This is a genomic window from Bradyrhizobium sp. WSM1253, assembly GCF_000244935.1.
Taxonomy (GTDB): Bacteria; Pseudomonadota; Alphaproteobacteria; order Rhizobiales; family Xanthobacteraceae; genus Bradyrhizobium; species Bradyrhizobium canariense.
On sequence record NZ_JH600073.1, the window covers coordinates 7,978,428 to 7,993,061 of the forward strand.

Below are 14,634 nucleotides of genomic sequence, written 5' to 3' on the forward strand. Positions count from 1 at the left end.
GGCTTTGGTGATGCCGCCTCGCTTGACTTGGTCGCCAGTCGAGTTTTCCGTGGGCACCAGACCCAGATAGCCCATCAACTCGCGCGGATTTTGAAAGCGGGATAGATCACCGATCTCAGCCAGCACCCCCACAGCCGCAATGAGATCAATCCCACGCGGAGCAATATGAGCGGCCATGCCATTGGTGGCAACGATACGGTCATCAACAGCAGCGGGCAAGGTGATTGCACATTCTATGGCGATGCGGGCGGCAGCCTGTCGGACCACGCGCATGGTGGCAATGACAACTTCATCGCAGGCAATGATGGCCGTCTATTCTTCTATGGGGACGCGGGCGGCAACCTCGGCGACCAGGCCGTTGGCGGCGACGACACATTCAGCGGGGCTGCCGATTCCACCGCTCTAATCTATGGCGATGCATCGACAATGTCCGGCAACGCTCGCGGCGGCAACGACACATTGGTTATCGGTCAATCCGGCGGAAGCAGTCTAGGTGTAGGCGACGCACAAAGCATGTCTGGCAATGCTCAGGGCGGGAATGACCTGTTAACTGCCGCACCTCCCTCTTTTGCTCAAGCACATGGCACGATCGTGTTCGTTGGCGACGGCCAAACTATGTCGGACAGTGCTTACGGGGGCTGCGACATTCTTACAGGGTTGAATGTGACGGCTGCACAGGCAATCGGGACGTTTAACAGCACCCTGTTCGGGGATGCCCAGACCATGGCGGACAATGCATGTGGCGGCAATGATAAGCTAATTAGCGGCACCGGAAACGACGACATGTGGGGTGACGCTCAGGTGATGCTAGGCGACGCCAACGGAGGCAACGATGCTTTCGTGTTCAACTTCAATAATGGACACGACAAGATCGAGGACTTCGGCCAGGGTCTCTCGAATTTGGGAGCCGACCACATCGATGTATCTACGCTTGGCATCGAGGACTTCAGTGGAGTTACCATCTCAGCGTTTGATCCCACGACACATGAAAGCACGATCACGCTCAGCTCAGGCAATGACCTTGTGGTGCATAGCGAGGAAGCACTCAGGCCTCAGGATTTCATTTTCGCGCCGCATGACCTCTTGATCTAGGCGTCGCGCGAGCGGCTACGATCCAGTGGGAATCGACCAAGATCGAAACCGAGCTAGAATTACATTCTTCAGTTCGCTTTCTAAGTTCAATGCACTTTCGCGTTCGACTGCGAAGATGGTCTTCAGCGAATAACTTGTTCTATCGCCGCCAAGCGTCCTGGCGTTTTCACACAGCCAAGACCCATAGCCGACCTGCCACAAGCAACCGGTCCAGGACCGCTTATGGCCCGTAGCTGACCTGCCGCGCCCAGCCGGTGGAGGACCGTTTGTGACCCATAGCAGTCGTCAAGCTAATGGCTAGTTTTCTTGATGCAAACTGGCTCACTGTTGGGGACGCTCTTGCAATCCCAATCTGGGCCGAAGCCAGACGCCTGATGAACGGACGGATATCGAACAAGAACGACAGTACAGACACATATCAGAACAACGGCAAAGAGGACGACGAAGACGTCACTGTGCGTGAACTGCCACCTGAGCCATCTCATCGTTCGTTCCCGGGTTAACTACCATTCTCGCAATTAGCCTCGCCTCGTTAAAGATCCAGTCGACCAAGTTCGGAGAAATTGAGCAATTGGCGCGAGGCGAGCTTTTGGCCTTAAGCCGAAGAACGCCCGAGCCGCCGCGAAGTCCGGTCTCGCCGGTCATCCGGACGCCGACCTGAACCTGCATCGGCGGCGGCTTGTGACCCATGGCGGTCAGACGAAGTCGGGGATAGAACAGCGTTCAAACTGGACCTAAGACCCATGGCTTTTTGGACAGCGGCGCGGTTGGGTTGTTGATGGCCTATCTCCTCGGCTCGGTCCCCACGGGCTATCTGGCGGGGAAACTGCTCAGGGGTATCGACATCCGAAGGCATGGCTCCAGGTCCACCGGGGCAACGAATGTCTTGCGCACTCTCGGCAAATGGCCTGCCTTGTTCGTGCTCGTCGGCGATGTGCTGAAGGGCGTGGGTGCCATTATCGTCGCGCGTTCGTTCTGTCCTTGGCTGTACGCGGAATTATCCCCGCCGGCGACAGCGTCTGATCTGCAGGTCTGGGTGCCATGGGCTGTTTTGTCTGGCTGGAATTGCCGTGCTGTTGGGACATAGCCGATCGATCTGGCTGAACTTCACGGGCGGCAAGTCGGCCGCGGCCGGGCTCGGTGTGTTGCTGGCGATGTCGTGGCCCATGGGATTGGGGGCTGCAGCCGCCTTTGGCTTCGTGCTGGCTATGACCCGGATCGTTTCCTTGAACTCGATGCTCGCGGCGTTGACGGCAATTGTTCTTGTCTGCGCGGTCGAGCACCCATTGCCGTATCGGTTGCTGGTGATCGGAGGCGGCCTCTACGTGATCATCCGCCATCGTGCCAACATCCAAAGGCTTTTGGCGGGAACGGAGCCGCGTCTGGTTCGAAATGGCCAGGGTACGAAAGCGGAAGCGCAGGTTTAGCACAGGACTCATCGGCGGCCGCTTATTGAGGTGCCGCAACGCCCGGTCGTCGAACGGGCCTGAACGCTGTGCGGGTGACTTGCGCGTCGCAGCGCGCCCGGGACACCAGAGCGCACAAAACGGGGCCCACCGGGCCCCGTCGAAAGTCCGTAGTCTATCCCGCGATCCTGTTTGTCTTGGCTTCACTGAATCCGACGTGCCCGCGCGCGACCAGCTGGCAGCATGGACTAACGCGTGCGTCCTGACCGCTTGAGATCGGCGACCTTGAACCTGTTGCCGGCCTGCAGGCTGCTGCAAAACCAGTGAGCTCTGTTTCGAAACTCGCCCAGGAACACCTTCGTCTCGACGCAATTCTCGTAGGATGTATGGGTGATGGTGTCTCGGCACGTTGGCGAGAAAGGTCCATAGTTCACGTTACCGCCCGACTCGCTGCATCCAATCCAGGGCTCGTTGCCGTGCCGGAAGCTTGATGCACAGCCGCCGTTGCAGCTGCTGGCGACTTTCTCCAGGCTGGCAATCCTCCCCATCACAGAACCCGGCGCATAGGAAGGCGTGCGCGCGGTTGGCGTTCGAGCTGTTGATACAGTCCGACGCGGCGCAATTGTGTTTACTCCCCGCTCCGACAGATGCGGCCTTGCCACCTGTTTCGGCGCGTCGACCGTGACGGGGGGAATCGTGGCGGCGGAGCCGGTTGGGATTTGCGACGCTGCCGGCGCGCACAGCAAGACGGTCGACAAGGCAGCGACGGCTGAAGGCACGACAAGGCTTGATGAGAATCTCATGACCATGTCCTTCCAAAGCCGGGACGGACATTCCGCCCGGCAAGTGCACGGTAACATACATTTGGAGGCGGGCAACCGAGGGTTGATAGAATAACTGGCGATGACTCGCGCGCCGAGCTCAGCTCTCGTGCCCCGGTCGCAGCGCAGCGTCACGTCCACGGGGCGCTGCTGCGCGTCCGGGACACGAGAGAGGGGCCAAAATAAAACGGGGCCCGAAAGGGCCCCGCAAAAGTCTTCTACGTTCCGCGATCTTACTTGATCTTCTTACTTGATCTTGGCTTCGCGGAATTCGACGTGCTTGCGCGCGACGGGATCGTACTTCTTCTTGACCAGCTTGTCGGTCATGGTGCGCGAATTCTTCTTGGCGACGTAGTAGAAGCCGGTGTCGGCCGAGGACACGAGCTTGACCTTGATGGTGACCGCTTTGGCCATGTTCAGTACCTCAGGAATGAAGGGAATCTGGAGCCGGCCAAATGGCCCGCGTTGGCCGGCAACCTAGCCAGAAACCGCCTGATGTCAAGATTTTAGGGCTCGAAAAGCACTCAAATCGCGCCAATCAGGCCTCGAAGAACCGGTTTTTCGGCCGCGGCAGGCCCAGATTCTCTCTCAAAGTGGGCCCTTCGTACTCTTTCCGGAAAATCCCGCGGCGCTGCAGCTCCGGGACCACCTTGTCGACGAAATCGTCGAGGCCGGCGGGCAGGAACGGGAACATGATGTTGAAGCCGTCGGAGCCGCGCCCGACCAGCCATTCCTCCATCTGGTCGGCGATGGTTTTGGCCGTGCCGACGAAGGATAGCCCGCCATAGCCGCCGACGCGTTGGGCGAGCTGGCGCACCGTGAGCTTGTCGCGAGCGGCGAGGTCAACCATGCGCTGGCGGCCGCTCTTGCTGGCGTTGGTCTCGGGAATTTCGGGAAGCGGTCCATCGGGATCGAAGCCGGAGGTATCGGTGCCGAGGATGACCGAGAGCGAGGCGATGGCGCTGTCGTAATGCACGCGGCTGTCGAGCAGCGCGCGCTTCTCCCTGGCCTCGTCGACGCTGTCGCCGACCACGACGAAGGCGCCGGGCAGGATCTTGAGGTGTTCGGGATCGCGGCCGACCTTCTCCATGCGGCCCTTGATGTCGGCATAGAGTTTCTGGCTGTCGGCAAGACTGCCGCCGCCGGTGAAGACGGCTTCCGCGGTCTCGGCGGCGAGCTGCCTGCCATCCTCGGAGGCGCCGGCCTGCACGATCACCGGCCAGCCCTGGACGGGGCGGGCGATGTTGAGGGGACCGCGCACTTTCAGATATTTGCCGTGATGGTCGAGCACATGCATCTTGGCGGGATCGACGAACACGCCGCTGTCGACATCGCGGACGAAGGCGTCGTCGGCAAAGGAATCCCACAGGCCGGTGACAACGTCGTAGAACTCGCGGGCGCGCTTGTAGCGCTCGGCGTGCTCCATGTGGTCGTCGAGGCCGAAATTCAGCGCCGCATCCGGGTTCGAGGTGGTGACGATGTTCCAGCCCGCACGCCCGCCGCTGAGATGGTCGAGCGAGGCGAAGCGCCGCGCGACGTGATAGGGCTCGTCGAACGTGGTCGAGCCCGTCGCGATCAGGCCGATCCGCTCGGTGACGGCGGAGAGCGCCGACAACAGCGTGAACGGTTCGAACGAGGTGACCGTGTGGCTGCGCTTCAGCGCATTGACCGGCATGTTCAGCACGGCGAGGTGATCGGCCATGAAGAAGGCGTCGAACTTGCCGGCCTCGAGCTTCTGGATCAGCGTCTTGATGTGGCCGAAGTTGAAATTGGCGTCCGGCCAGGCCCCGGGATAGCGCCAGGCGCCGGTGTGGATGCTGATCGGGCGCATGAACGCGCCAAGCTTGAGTTGCCGTTGTGCCATCGCCCGGTGTCCGTTCTTGGTGTCGTTCCGGAAGACATAGGCATGCCCAGGAACTCCGCCATCGGGGGAGGCGGGAAGATTATTTTGTTTTTCGATGCGCGCTCAGCACATTCGCGTCATTCCGGGGCGCCGCGTAGCGGCGAACGCGGAATCCATCGAGCAGCAAGGACGGTGTTGAATGGATTCCGGGTTCGCCGCTACGCGCGTCCCGGAATGACGGAGGAGAGACGTGGGCCCGCGCGGCCAGTCAGCTCAAAATATCCTTCTGCATCTTGCCGCCGTAGAAATGGAAGAACGGCACCGGCGCATCATGGCGGAGCGGGCCGGCGGCAAGGCGCGCGTCGAGCTCGTTGAGCACATTGCGCGTCATCGGATGCAGATCGGCGAGCGGCTTTGAGCCGAGCTCGACCCAGACCAATTCGACAAGCTCGGCATCGGCATGGATCACGCCGTCGACGCGATGGGTGATCGCGGAGGCGTCCGCCGTGAAGAAGCGCGTGTCGAACCGCTTGACGCGGCCGGGCGGGGTGATCGCGCGCGCGATCAGGAACAGGCTAGAGGGATCGGGCAACAGGCCCGCATCCGCGAACGGCTTCCAGGCGCCTTCCAGTTTCGCCTTGCCCTCGGCCTTGCGTCCCAGGCAGAGGCCGGTTTCCTCGCAGGCCTCGCGGATCGCGGCAATCGCCAGCGACTTGGCGCGCGAGGCCGGCGTCTTCGGACTGCCCTTGGCGAGATTGGCTTCGAGCTCGGCGGTTACAGGCGCCGCGCACGGCACGCGAAAATCGTCCTTGTCGACGCGGCCGCCGGGGAAAACGAATTTTCCGGGCATGAACACCACCTTGTCGTGGCGCTTGCCGACCAGGACCTTTGGAATGGCTCCGCTGCGGTCGACCAGGATCAGTGTCGCCGCATCCCGCGGGCGGAAATAGGGATGATGGTCGGCTTCCTTGCCCTCGTGGATCTTCGCCTTTTCCGCCTGCGCCGTATCCGTCATGTCCTCACCCAAACCACTTTTGCTTATTTTGCTTACACCGGCGGAATACCATCCGTCGGGTTCTCGTCAAACCCGTGCATGCGCAGGGCCCATTGCAATCCGACCACGGCTCCCTTCACCGGCTGCAGCAGCGCCAGCGAGGCGACGAAGGTGAAGGGCAGATAGGCCGCGAAGCTGATCCAGACCGGCGTGGTGTAATTGGTCTCGATCCAGAGGATGCTGGGCACCACGATATGGCCGACGATGACAATGACGAGATAGGCGGGCAGATCGTCGGCCCGGTGCGGCGTAAAATCGAGGCCGCAGACCGCGCAATTGTCTGCGGTCTTCAGGAAGGCGCGGAACAGCTTTCCTTCGCCGCAGCGCGGGCAGCGGCCGCGAAAGCCGCGCCTTATCGCAGCAAAGACGTCGCGCTTCTCGACGAGGCCGGTCTCGCGGGTCCAGATCTTCGGGGCTGTGCTCACCATGCCTTGCCCTTCTGACCCTTGCCCTTGCTTTTTCCCTTTGTCTTTTTCCCTTTGCCGGGCTTCGGCTTGTCCGGCTTGCGCTTCTTGTCGGGACTGCGCCCCGGATGCGCCTTGAACGAGGGGCGGCGTTGCGGACCGGAGGACCTGCGGTGCCGCGGCGCGGTCTCACCCGTCGATGACAGCAGCTCGAAGCGCAGCGCGCCTGCGATGGGAGCTGCTTCGATCAGGCGGACGTCGACGACGTCACCGAGCTGATGCATGGTGCCGCTGCGCGTGCCGACGAGGGCGTGGCGGCCCTCGTCATAGTTGAAATATTCCGTGCCGAGGGATCGGATCGGGATCAGGCCGTCGGCGCCGGTCTCAGCGAGCTTGACGAACAGGCCGGCGCGCGTGACGCCGGAGACGCGACCCTGGAAGCTCGAACCGATGCGGTCGGCGAGGTGATGGGCGATCAGGCGGTCGACGGTCTCGCGCTCCGCTTTCATCGCGCGCCGCTCGGTGACCGAGATGTGGGCTGCGACTTCGCTCAACGTTTCCGGCGTCTCGGTGTCGGGCAGCGCGCCTTCGCCGAGACCGAGCGCGCGAACCAGCGCACGGTGCACGACGAGGTCGGCATAGCGGCGGATCGGCGAGGTGAAATGCGCATAACGGCGCAGGTTCAGGCCGAAATGACCGTAATTCTCCGAGGAGTATTCGGCCTGTGCCTGGGCGCGCAGCACGACCTCGCTGACCAGCGGAAAATGGTCGTGGCCTTCGAGCTGCGCCAGCACGCGGTTGAACAGAGCGGGGCGCAACGCGCCTGATTTCGCGAAGGGAACGTCCAGCGTCTCCAGGAATTCCGCGAGCGCGTGGACCTTTTCCAGGGTCGGCTCGTCATGCACGCGGTAGATCAGCGGCAGCGATTTCTTCTCGAGCATCTCGGCTGCCGCGACATTGGCGAGGATCATGAACTCCTCGATCAGCTTGTGCGCGTCGAGCCTGTCGGGCACGACGACGCGGTCGACCGTGCCGTCGCTCTTCAACAGGATCTTGCGCTCGGGCAGATCGAGATTGAGCGGATCGCGCTCGTCTCGCGCGCGCTTGACGCAGGCATAGGCGGCATAAAGCGGCCGCAGGATCGGATCGAGCAGGGGGCCGGTGGTGTCGTCCGGCCTCCCATCGATCGCGGCCTGCGCCTGGGCGTAGCTCAGCTTGGCTGCGGAGCGCATCAGGATGCGGTGGAAGCTGTGCGAGCGTTTGCGCCCGTCGGGCGCAATGATCATCCGCACCGCGAGTGCGCCGCGCGGCTCGCCCGGCACCAGCGAGCACAGATCGTTGGAGATGCGCTCGGGCAGCATCGGCACGACGCGGTCGGGGAAATAGACCGAGTTGCCGCGGTCGAGCGCGTCGCGGTCGAGCGCGGTGCCCGGTCGCACGTAGAAGCTCACATCGGCGATGGCGACATCGACGATGAAGCCGCCCTTGTTGTTGGGATCAGGATCCGGCTGCGCGTGCACCGCGTCGTCGTGATCCTTGGCATCCGGCGGATCGATGGTGACGAGTGGGACGTCGCGCCAGTCCTCGCGCCCCTTCAAATTGGCCGGCTCCGCCGCTTCGGCTTCGCGCTCTGCCGCGGGGCGGAATTGCAGCGGGATGTCGTGGGCGTAGATCGCGATCAGGCTGATCGCCTTCTCCGACTTGACCGAGCCGAGCTTCTCCTTGACGCGGCCCGACGCCAGCCCAAAGCCGCGCGAGCGGATGATGTCGACGCTGACGAGATCGCCGTCCTGCGCGCCGTGCGTCTCGGTCGCGGCGATGTTCAGCTCGCGGTCGGCGGACTTCTTGTCGACGGGGATGATTCGCCCGCCGCCTTCGGGCAGGCTGCGGAAGACGCCGAGGATGCGGCTCTTGGTCTTGTCGAAGACCTTGATGATGTGGCCGCGATAGGCCGGGCCTTCGGTTTCGTCGGAGCGCTCGACCCGTAGCAGCGCGCGATCGCCAACGCCGGCCGCGGTGCCGGGCTTCGGCCGGCGCGGCATCGTGATGAGGATCTTTGGCGGTTCGCCGCTTTCGACTTCGTCCCATTCGGTGGGGGAGGCGACCAGCTCGCCGTCGGCGTCGCGGCCGGTGATGTCGGCGACCAGCGTCGGCGGCAGGCTGTCCGGCTCTGAAATCGTATGGCGCTTTTTCTTGACGAGCCCGTCGTCGGCGAGCTCGCGCAGCATGCGCTTGAGCTCGATGCGGTCGGCGTTCTTCAGGCCGAACTCGCGCGCAATTTCGCGGGTTCCGACCTTTCCGGGATTTGCCTTGATGAAGGCGACGATGGCTGCCCTGTCGGGAAAGCCACGGTCATTCTTGCGTTTCACTTAACCTCTATTTGGTGCCGGCACTTTTCTTGGCCGGAGCTTTGGCGCCAGCTGCCTTGGTCGGCGACGTTTTGGCCGTCGACGACACGGCGGCGCGCGCCTTGCTGGTGGATTCGGATTTGGGTTTGGCCGCCTTCTTCGCGGCCGGCTTTTTGGTTTTTGGCGCGGCGTCATCGCCGTCGGCGGCCTTCGCCGCAGCCTTCTTGGCCTTGGCGGGCTTGGCCGCCTTCTTCGGCTTCTTGCCGCCGCCCTTGGCCGCGCGCTCGTCGATCAGCGCGATCGCCTGCGGCAGCGTGATGGCGTCTTTCTCGATGTCGCTCGGGATCGTCGCGTTGACGCCGCCCGCCGTGACATAGGCGCCGTAGCGGCCGCCCTTCACCGTGACGGTGCCGAGGCTGGGATGATCGCCGATCGCCTTGCCGGGATCGGCGCCGAAGCGGCGGCTCGGGCCCTTGGCGATCTTCTCCGCGATCAGCGTCACCGCCCGGTTGATGCCGATGTCGAACACTTCGTCGCCGGCCTCGAGGCTGGCATAGGTCTTCTCGTGCTTCACGAACGGCCCGAAGCGGCCGAGACCCGCGGTGATGGGCTCACCCGTTTCCGGGTGCTTGCCGATCTCGCGTGGCAGCGACAGCAGCTTGAGCGCAAGGTCGAGCTCGACATCTCCAGGGGAAGTCCCCTTCGGAATGCCGGCGCGCTTCGGCTTCTCGCCCTCCGCATAATCCTTCTGTTCGCCGAGCTGGATGTAGGGACCGAACCGGCCGGCCTTGACCCAGACATCGCGACCCGTATCAGGGTCCTGGCCGAGCGAACGATCGGCCGTGGCCTCGCCGTCGGCGGCGAGCTGACGGGTGTAACGGCATTCCGGATAGTTCGAGCAGCCGACGAAGGCGCCGAACTTGCCGGCCTTCAGATTCAGCCGTCCGTTGCCGCAGCTCGGGCATTGCCTGATGTCGCCGCCATCGGTGCGCGCCGGATAGATGTGCTGGCCTAGCATCTCGTCGAGCACGTCGAGCACCTGGGCTACGCGCAGATCCTTGATCTCGTCGACCGCGCCGATGAAGCCGGTCCAGAAATCCTTCAGCACCTGCTGCCAGGAAATCTCGTTGTTGGAGACGCGGTCGAGCTGCTCTTCCAGATTGGCGGTGAAGTCGTATTCGACGTAGCGGGCAAAGAAGCTTTCGAGGAACGCGACCACGACGCGGCCCTTGTCCTCGCCATGCAGGCGCTTCTTCTCGAGCTTGACGTAGCCGCGGTCCTTGAGGACCTGGAGAATCGAGGCATAGGTCGAGGGTCGGCCGATGCCGAGCTCTTCCATGCGCTTGACCAGCGAGGCCTCGGAGAAGCGCGGCGGCGGCTCGGTGAAGTGCTGGGTGACGGCGAGCGACTGCCGTTTCAGCGCGTCGTTGGGGCTCATCGCGGGCAGGCGGCGGGAGTCCTCGTCCTCCTCGTCGTCGCGGCCTTCCTGATAGAGCGCAAGGAAGCCGTCGAACTTGACGACCTGGCCGGTGGCGCGCAGGTCCAGCGTGCGGCCGCCGACCTTCGCCGTGATGTCGACCGTGGTGCGTTCCAGCTCGGCCGATTCCATCTGGCTCGCGATGGTGCGCTTCCAGATCAGTTCATAGAGTCTCGCCTGGTCGGATTCGAGCTTGCGGCTCATGCTGTCGGGACGGCGGGACATGTCGGTCGGCCGGATCGCTTCGTGGGCTTCCTGGGCGTTCTTGGCCTTGGCCTGGTACTGGCGCGGCGAGTCCGGCACATAGGCGTTGCCGTAATCCTCGCCGATCACCTTGCGGGCCTGGGTGATCGCGGACGGATCGATCTGCACGCCGTCGGTACGCATATAAGTAATGAGTCCGGTGGTCTCGCCGCCGATGTCGATGCCTTCATAGAGCCGCTGCGCGATGCGCATGGTATGCGCCGGCGCAAACCCGTATTTGCGGCTGGCTTCCTGCTGCAGCGTCGAGGTGGTGAAGGGCGCCTGCGGATTGCGCCGGGCCGGCTTGGCATCGACCGTGGTCACGGCGTAGCTGGCGGCTTCCAGCGCCTTCTTGAAGTCTTCGGCTTCCGCGCCGGTGCCGATGTCGAGCCGCTGGATCTTCTTGCCGTCGGCGCCGACCAGACGTGCCTCGAAGGCGTCGCCGCGCGGCGTCAGCAGGGTCGCGATCAGCGACCAGTATTCGCGCGCAACGAACTTTTCGATCTCGAGCTCGCGGTCGCAGACCAGCCGCAGCGCCACCGACTGCACGCGGCCCGCCGAGCGGGCGCCCGGCAGCTTGCGCCACAGCACGGGGGAGAGGGTGAAGCCGACCAGATAGTCCAGCGCGCGGCGCGCCATATAGGCGTCGACCAGCGCACCGTCGATCTGGCGCGGATGCTTCATGGCGTCCGTGACCGCCTGCTTGGTGATGGCGTTGAACACCACGCGCTCGATCTTGTGGTCCTTGAGCGCGCGCTTCTCTTTCAAGACCTCCAGCACGTGCCAGGAGATGGCCTCGCCCTCGCGATCAGGGTCGGTGGCGAGAATCAGGCGATCGGCGTTCTTGAGGGACTTGGCAATGTCGTTGAGCCGGCCGGCCGCCTTGGGATCGATCTCCCAGATCATCTTGAAATTGGCGTCGGGATCGACGGAGCCGTTCTTCGCCGGCAAGTCCCGGACATGGCCGAACGAGGCCAGAACCTCGTAGGACGAGCCCAAATACTTGTTGATCGTCTTGGCTTTCGCCGGCGACTCCACAATGACGATATTCATGTAGTTCCAGTAACTTATGGGGAAATTTGGGGCCGAATTCGATGAGATTCGGGTCGGCCCTTTCGTCCCGAACATGGGTGGTGAGGCCCTCGCTGTCAAATCGAGGGGTGTTGAAAGCTATCCCGATGGGAAAAGTTTCATATCGAGAAAGTTGCAAAATACCACCTTTGAGTTGCGGCCGATGTCGGCGTAATGTTTCTAGGGGGCATGGATTCGGGTGGGGGCTGGTGACTAAGCCAGGAAAGAAACGGGCCGGCGCCGCATCGCGCGCGGCGGGAGGCTCGCGTCACGAGGAACCGGGGGAGGGCGGCGTCGAGGAGGCGGTCGCCTTCATCGCCGAGCAGGTCGGGGCGCTGCGCAAGCTGGCCGAGCGGCACAAGCTCGACGTGCTGCACTATCTCCTGGGAATGACCAAGCTCGAGGCCGACGAGCATCTGCGGCTGCGGAGCAAGCGCAAGCTGTCGTGAGGGGGGATGCCGAGCGGAATCGATTACGCTGTCTCTCTCCCTCCGGAGTCGTCCTGGCGAAAGCCAGGACCCATACCGCGAGGTCTATCGACCTGAGTGCGGTGCGAATTCCGGGTGACGAGTCTTCGCCAAACTCCTGCTTGGGATAATGGGTCCTGGCTTTCGCCAGGACGACGTTGGAGAGATGGCGCGCACCCGCTGACCGCCGCCGCGGCGGCGGCCGCGGCTTCAGCGTGGTATCCGCGTCGGGAAGCTACCACGGACCTTTTCCGTCAGCACATGCGCCTGATAGGCGCTACGCTCGCAATGACGGGTGAGGTTAGCCGTTGCGGCTTGCCATTTTGGCCAATCGCTGACCGAGATATTCGGCCGTGCTGAGGTCGGTCTGAGGCAAGGCGCTGTCGACCAGATGCGTCGCAAGGCCAAGCTGGCTGCCCAAACGATTGCGGCCACTCGGATCCTCCCCACCGGGAATATCCAGCCCGCACCAGAGCATGCCGTGCTGCGCGGCCAGAATGGAAAAGTAGGTCAGTGTGTGGAGTTGATCGCCGCCAGCGCATGCGCCCGTCGTGAATCCGGCTGCGATCTTGTTGGCCCATTGTTGCCGGCTCCATCGATCACTTGAAGCATCGGCAAACGCTTTGAACTGAGCGGCTGGTCCGCCCATATAGGTCGGGCTGCCAAACGCAACTGCGTCGGCGCGGTCGATCGTCTCCAGTAACCTCTCATTCTGGAAGCGGCCTGACACGATGTCGCCGCCGGTGATGCGACATAGCGAGACCCGCGCCCTGCCATCCGCTCCGCGCGCAACCGCATGCGCCAGCTTCTCGGTGGTGCCTGAGATGGAAAAATAGACGATGGCGAGCAGGGGCATGGTGGTGCCACTTTGGTGGGACCTCGCCATCTTTGACGCTGTCGATGTCTTGTACAAGTCCCGCCACGCCGTCATTGCGAGCGCAGCGAAGCAATCCAGAGTCTTTCCGCGGTGGCAGTCTGGATTGCTTCGCTGCGCTCGCAATGACGGGCTGGTGGCAGTTCGACGTTACTAGGCCGACCGCCGTCGCGGCGCGGGCCGCGGCTTCAGCGTGGTATCGGCTTGCGTGAGCAATCGCCCGTCCACTGCGCGCAGCTCCAGCTTGCGCACCGGGCGGCCTTTCTCGCGATCGACCAGGATGGTCGCGATCTCCGACGGGCGATCGTCGAATTCCTCGCTCCATTGGCGCAGCGCTACCAACACCGGGAAGACGCCGCGGCCCTTCGGCGTCAGCACATATTCCTGATAGGCGCTGCCGTCGGACGCCGGGGCGGTTGCTAAAATGCCGTGGTCCACGAGTGAGCCCAGCCGGGCCGACAAGATGTTCTTGGCCATGCCCAGCTTACTCTGAAACTCGCCGAAGCGGCGCAGGCCGAACAGCGCCTCGCGGATGATCAGCAGGGACCACCGGTCGCCGATCGCTTCCAGCGAGCGTGCAATCGGGCAGGCGTCGCCCTCGAAGCTCGTTCGTTTCACCATGGTCGGGTCCTTTCGCGATCGCACGGTCCAGTCGCCGTTCACGCGCTCGTGTGGTTGCATATTAAAACCAGATAGCCTAGATGGCAATCATAGTTTTATGATGCAACCACTGGAGGCGAACGTGAGACTGAAGAACAAGACGGCCCTGATCACCGGCGGCAATAGCGGCATTGGACTGGCAACGGCAAAGCTGTTCGTGGCCGAGGGCGCCAAAGTGGTGATCACCGGGCGCAACAAGGAGACGCTCGAGGCGGCCGCGAACGAACTCGGGCCGAACGCGCTCGCGCTGACCGCCGACGCCACCGACATTGCCGCGACCGAAGCTGCGATCAAGAAGGGCGCCGGAAAGTTCGGCAAGTTCGACATCGTGTTCGCCAATGCCGGCATCGCCGGCGGTACGCCGCTGGGGTCGGCCACGCTGGAGGTCTTCGAGAAGGTCATCAGCACCAATCTGACCGGCGTGTTCTTCACCGTGCAGTCCGCGCTGCCTTATCTCAACGACAACGCTTCGATCATCCTCAGCGGGTCGGTGATCTCCGTGCTCGGCATTCCCGGCTATTCGGCGTATGGCGCCGCCAAGGCCGGCGTGCGGGCGATGGCGCGGATCATGGCATCTGAACTGTCGCCGCGCGGCATTCGCGTCAACGTGGTCGCGCCGGGTGCGATCCGCACACCGATCTGGGGACCTGCGACCGCAACACCGGAAGCCGAGAAGGCGTTCGAGAAGCGGATCGCACTGACGACGCCGCTGGGGCGCATTGGTGAAACAGATCACGTCGCGAAGACCGTGCTGTTCCTCGCCTCCGACGATTCCGCCCATGTGCAGGGCGAGGAAATCTTCGTCGACGGCGGCGCGGTTGCCTCGCCGAGCGGCGCGCCGATCTATCGCGGCTGATCAATCTTGGTGCAAATT

11 protein-coding genes and 2 pseudogenes are annotated in these 14,634 nt (G+C 63.3%); 4 read left to right on the top strand and 9 right to left on the bottom strand.

Annotated elements, in window-relative coordinates:
• A pseudogene (locus BRA1253DRAFT_RS43135) lies at positions 1–162 on the bottom strand (transposase); the annotation flags it as partial.
• 3 nt (positions 163–165) lie between these two features.
• Here BRA1253DRAFT_RS43135 and BRA1253DRAFT_RS38705 point away from each other — a divergent pair.
• Positions 166–1,092 (top strand): hypothetical protein, encoded by a 927-nt coding sequence (locus BRA1253DRAFT_RS38705; RefSeq protein WP_007603293.1) that lies wholly within the window; start codon positions 166–168, stop codon positions 1,090–1,092.
• A 743-nt stretch (positions 1,093–1,835) separates the two neighbouring features.
• Positions 1,836–2,519, top strand: a pseudogene (plsY, locus tag BRA1253DRAFT_RS38715) (glycerol-3-phosphate 1-O-acyltransferase PlsY).
• A 1,046-nt stretch (positions 2,520–3,565) separates the two neighbouring features.
• Here the strand turns inward: plsY and rpmG are convergent.
• The 6 genes from rpmG to topA form a co-directional block, all read right to left on the bottom strand.
• A complete protein-coding gene (gene rpmG / locus BRA1253DRAFT_RS38725; protein ID WP_007603295.1) occupies positions 3,566–3,733 on the bottom strand; it encodes a 50S ribosomal protein L33 in 168 nt (55 codons plus the stop codon).
• Positions 3,734–3,857: 124 nt separating this feature from the next.
• Positions 3,858–5,183 (bottom strand): LLM class flavin-dependent oxidoreductase, encoded by a 1,326-nt coding sequence (locus tag BRA1253DRAFT_RS38730; protein ID WP_007603296.1) that lies wholly within the window; start codon positions 5,181–5,183, stop codon positions 3,858–3,860.
• A 247-nt stretch (positions 5,184–5,430) separates the two neighbouring features.
• Positions 5,431–6,177, bottom strand: a complete 747-nt coding sequence (locus BRA1253DRAFT_RS38735) for an NUDIX hydrolase (protein ID WP_007603298.1) — start codon at positions 6,175–6,177, stop codon at positions 5,431–5,433.
• A 32-nt stretch (positions 6,178–6,209) separates the two neighbouring features.
• Complete coding sequence (locus tag BRA1253DRAFT_RS38740; RefSeq protein ID WP_007603299.1) at positions 6,210–6,644, bottom strand: DUF983 domain-containing protein; 435 nt, start codon at positions 6,642–6,644, stop codon at positions 6,210–6,212.
• A complete protein-coding gene (gene rnr / locus BRA1253DRAFT_RS38745) occupies positions 6,638–8,989 on the bottom strand; it encodes a ribonuclease R (RefSeq protein ID WP_007603300.1) in 2,352 nt (783 codons plus the stop codon). The genes BRA1253DRAFT_RS38740 and rnr overlap by 7 nt, the downstream gene beginning before the upstream one ends.
• Positions 8,990–8,996: 7 nt before the next feature.
• On the bottom strand, positions 8,997–11,741 hold the full coding sequence (gene topA / locus BRA1253DRAFT_RS38750) for a type I DNA topoisomerase (protein ID WP_007603302.1): 2,745 nt from the start codon (positions 11,739–11,741) through the stop codon (positions 8,997–8,999).
• Positions 11,742–11,968: 227 nt separating this feature from the next.
• Between topA and BRA1253DRAFT_RS38755 the strand changes: the two genes are divergently transcribed.
• On the top strand, positions 11,969–12,208 hold the full coding sequence (locus tag BRA1253DRAFT_RS38755; RefSeq protein ID WP_007603303.1) for a hypothetical protein: 240 nt from the start codon (positions 11,969–11,971) through the stop codon (positions 12,206–12,208).
• A gap of 319 nt (positions 12,209–12,527) precedes the next feature.
• Here the strand turns inward: BRA1253DRAFT_RS38755 and BRA1253DRAFT_RS38760 are convergent, their stop codons facing one another.
• Together BRA1253DRAFT_RS38760 and BRA1253DRAFT_RS38770 are read right to left on the bottom strand one after the other, a co-directional pair.
• Positions 12,528–13,082, bottom strand: coding sequence for a flavodoxin family protein (locus BRA1253DRAFT_RS38760; RefSeq protein ID WP_007603304.1), 555 nt, complete (start codon positions 13,080–13,082; stop codon positions 12,528–12,530).
• Between the two features lie 171 nt (positions 13,083–13,253).
• Positions 13,254–13,721, bottom strand: a complete 468-nt coding sequence (locus BRA1253DRAFT_RS38770) for a helix-turn-helix domain-containing protein (RefSeq protein WP_007603305.1) — start codon at positions 13,719–13,721, stop codon at positions 13,254–13,256.
• Positions 13,722–13,842: 121 nt separating this feature from the next.
• Here BRA1253DRAFT_RS38770 and BRA1253DRAFT_RS38775 point away from each other — a divergent pair, with 121 nt between their 5' ends.
• Positions 13,843–14,616: an SDR family oxidoreductase gene (locus BRA1253DRAFT_RS38775; protein WP_007603306.1), complete on the top strand. Its 774-nt coding sequence runs from the start codon at positions 13,843–13,845 to the stop codon at positions 14,614–14,616.
• The last annotated feature ends 18 nt before the right edge of the window (positions 14,617–14,634 follow it).

What these genes read in the sequence shown, in the direction of transcription:
- BRA1253DRAFT_RS38705 (WP_007603293.1), top strand. Translation starts at nt 166, where the DNA reads ATGAGCGGCCATGCCATTGGTGGCAACGATACGGTCATCAACAGCAGC.
- BRA1253DRAFT_RS38770 (WP_007603305.1), bottom strand. Translation starts at nt 13,721, where the DNA reads ATGGTGAAACGAACGAGCTTCGAGGGCGACGCCTGCCCGATTGCACGC.
- BRA1253DRAFT_RS38760 (WP_007603304.1), bottom strand. Translation starts at nt 13,082, where the DNA reads ATGCCCCTGCTCGCCATCGTCTATTTTTCCATCTCAGGCACCACCGAG.
- BRA1253DRAFT_RS38740 (WP_007603299.1), bottom strand. Translation starts at nt 6,644, where the DNA reads ATGGTGAGCACAGCCCCGAAGATCTGGACCCGCGAGACCGGCCTCGTC.
- topA (WP_007603302.1), bottom strand. Translation starts at nt 11,741, where the DNA reads ATGAATATCGTCATTGTGGAGTCGCCGGCGAAAGCCAAGACGATCAAC.
- BRA1253DRAFT_RS38730 (WP_007603296.1), bottom strand. Translation starts at nt 5,183, where the DNA reads ATGGCACAACGGCAACTCAAGCTTGGCGCGTTCATGCGCCCGATCAGC.
- rpmG (WP_007603295.1), bottom strand. Translation starts at nt 3,733, where the DNA reads ATGGCCAAAGCGGTCACCATCAAGGTCAAGCTCGTGTCCTCGGCCGAC.
- BRA1253DRAFT_RS38735 (WP_007603298.1), bottom strand. Translation starts at nt 6,177, where the DNA reads ATGACGGATACGGCGCAGGCGGAAAAGGCGAAGATCCACGAGGGCAAG.